At 71.3% G+C, this 1,134-nt stretch carries 2 protein-coding genes; both read right to left on the bottom strand.

Going from position 1 to position 1,134, the window contains the following annotated elements; all coding sequences use genetic code 11:
* On the bottom strand, positions 1-234 hold a 234-nt coding region (locus ACY45C_RS11665), incomplete at its 3' end, for a hypothetical protein (protein WP_462187634.1).
* Between the two features lie 192 nt (positions 235-426).
* On the bottom strand, positions 427-1,134 hold a 708-nt coding region (locus ACY45C_RS11660; RefSeq protein ID WP_462187633.1), incomplete at its 5' end, for a 4-hydroxyphenylacetate 3-hydroxylase C-terminal domain-containing protein.

The raw sequence follows: 1,134 nt of genomic DNA, 5'->3' as shown, positions 1-1,134 counted from the left end.
CCCAACCCCGGTCACCGGATGGGCGTGCAGCAGGAACACCGACACACCGCCGTCGATCTCTGTGGGCGTGAGATCCTTGGCGTACGCGGGACACTCGGGCTGCGCGGACGCCTCGGCGCGAACGGGAACCCCGGGACAGGCCGGAACCCTGACCCGCGGCGGACCCCCGGAGTACCCGGAGTACCCGGAGACCTCGGCGCGGACGGGAGGGGGCGGGGCGGCTCCGATCGTCATGACTCCGGGTCCTTACCACGAGGAGCGAACACGGGACGGCGGTATCACCCCGCCGTCCCGCGTGCAGGGGGCTGACCCGACCGTAGGCACCTTCGGATAGCTCAACCAGGTAGGCAGTGGTATCGCTAACACCCTCCGCGCACGCCGTCCCCGGGCCCCTCCGTCCGGCCCGACAGCCCCGGTCGTCAGGCCTCAGAGCGGACGGGTGATCAGCTCCCGGATCTGGTCGGTGACAGGTCCCAGGTCGTCCCGGCGGAGCAGGTTGATCCGGTTGCGGGTGATGTCCCCGCGGTGGACGAACTCGTAGAGATCCTGACGCTGCCCGAAGCTGTCCGCCGTGAGCTCCCAGGCCAGCCGGAACAGCCGCGACTTCTCCTCGACCGGGAGGTTCGCGCCCCGCATGTACCGGTCGAGGTAGGGCCGCAGGTCAGCGGCGGCGAGGTCACGCTCGCTGGGCTGCATGAGGACACCCGACGAGCCGATCCGCCGCACGATCTCCACTGCCCGGCCGGCGACCTGCGCCGACCACACGCGGCTCGCGTCGGTGTTACCCGGCGCGAGCAGGCCGCCGTCCGTCGTCTCGACCCGGGCCTCCCCCGCGTCGAGGAAGTACCCGACGAGGTCAACGTAGCTCGCCAACTCCCCGAGGTCCTCCTGGACGTGACGCAGCCCCGAGGCTCCGATCGCGTCAGCGAGCAGCGTGCCGACGGCGAGCAGGGTCCGCAGCCGTTCCTGGTAGCGGATGTGGCCGGCGGCCGCGCTCCAGGCGTTGATCCGCCCGAGTCCGACCCGGGCGAGGTTGCCGTCGCGCAGCAGGAACACCCGGTCCCACGGAACCAGCACGTCGTCGAAGAACAGCATGGCGTCCTGCTCGTCGAACCGGGACGCGAGCGTGTGGGC

The organism is Frankia sp. CcWB2, from assembly GCF_977927585.1.
This window is presented reverse-complemented; position numbering and strand designations above follow the sequence as displayed.